General features: G+C 66.4%; 1 protein-coding gene and 1 pseudogene. One reads left to right on the top strand and one right to left on the bottom strand.

Annotated elements, in window-relative coordinates:
* Positions 1 to 741: acyl-CoA thioesterase domain-containing protein (locus A5780_RS42950; protein WP_156769363.1), on the top strand; the 741-nt coding region annotated here is incomplete at its 5' end.
* A 12-nt stretch (positions 742 to 753) separates the two neighbouring features.
* On the opposite strand, the pseudogene A5780_RS42955 reads toward A5780_RS42950, so the two are convergent.
* A pseudogene (locus tag A5780_RS42955) lies at positions 754 to 1,299 on the bottom strand (hypothetical protein); the annotation flags it as partial.

The following is a 1,299-nucleotide window of genomic DNA, read 5'->3' on the forward strand; positions in this document are numbered from 1 at the left end:
CCGACCAAACTGAGCGGAACAGCCGTGGCCGGCATGCTCGCCCGGGAACTCGAGACCCACTGCCCGGAGGGCTTCATCCCCGCTCGACTCACAGTCGACCTGTATCAACCGGTCGACAACGCCGCGTTCGATCTGCGCAGCACGGTGGTCCGTCGAGGATCTCGAATCACTGTTGCCGACGCGGCACTGTCGCAAGACGGTCAGCAACGTGTGAGGGCGACAGCCGTTTTCCTCACCACCGGGACCGAACCGCCTGGCCAGCTCTGGAGCCGAGACGAACCGCTGCCGGTTCCGCCGCAGGAGAGTGCTGTGCCCGGCGGGACGCCGCCGCTGTTCAAGAGCGGCGATCGCGACTGGTCCGAGGATTTCGCGGCGAATCAAAACGCCGACCGCAAAATCTCCTGGCAGAACCTGCCACCACTGGTCGCCGGGGAACCGATCACTGGGTTCCAGCGCGCCGCGATCCTGGGTGACTCCACGAACCACGTGTGTCACTGGGGCACCGAAGGCGCCGGCTACATCAACGCCGATGTGACCGTGGCTCTTTCGCGTCTGCCGATCGGCTGCGAACTCGGACTACGCGCCGACAACACCATCGCCTCGGCGGGCGTGTCCATCGGCAGCGCCACCCTCTACGACCGCACCGGCCCGGTCGGCACCTCCGTGGTCAGCACACTGTCGAACGCACGACGCCAAATCGACTTCGCCGCCACCACCAGCGCCGCATTCGGCGGCGAGTAACCGGCGGGTGCTTCACGGGTGAGGAAGCATCTCCGGCTGAGCGAGCCTGGCGATCGTTTGAGCAATGTCGGTGCCGGGCTGGCTGAAGGTGGCGTCGAAGTAGGCAAGCAGGTATGCCCGTTGCAGGTCGATCGAACGGGCCGTGTCGATTGTGCCGACTGCTTCGGCCTTCTTGGCGGGCTCGAGCAGGCCGGCCGTGGTCAGTTGCGGCAGGATGATCTGCTGGTCGCACAGCGACATGTGCTGGGTTCCTGCGATGCGCAGGGGGATCTTCACCCCAGTGTTGGTTGCCCAGCGCGGTTCCCAGCCCGGATTGCCGAACCAGGGCGAGGTGTCGCTGGCCAGCATCAGCAGCGGCCGGTCGAGACCGTCCGCGGCGACAGAGCCCAGGATCGGGCCGTCCAGATCGACGCCGGCACGGACACGGTGGTCGTCGTGCATCGTTTGCACGGTTGTCGACCCGCCTAGCGAGTGACCGAACATTCCGACTTTCGACAGGTCGAGGTCCTCGGCGAGGTGCGGTGGGAGTCCAGCGCGTCCCGGCTGTTCGGTGGCAGC

The sequence above is a fragment of the Nocardia sp. 852002-20019_SCH5090214 genome (genome assembly GCF_001665865.1).
Classification (GTDB): Bacteria; Actinomycetota; Actinomycetes; order Mycobacteriales; family Mycobacteriaceae; genus Nocardia; species Nocardia nova.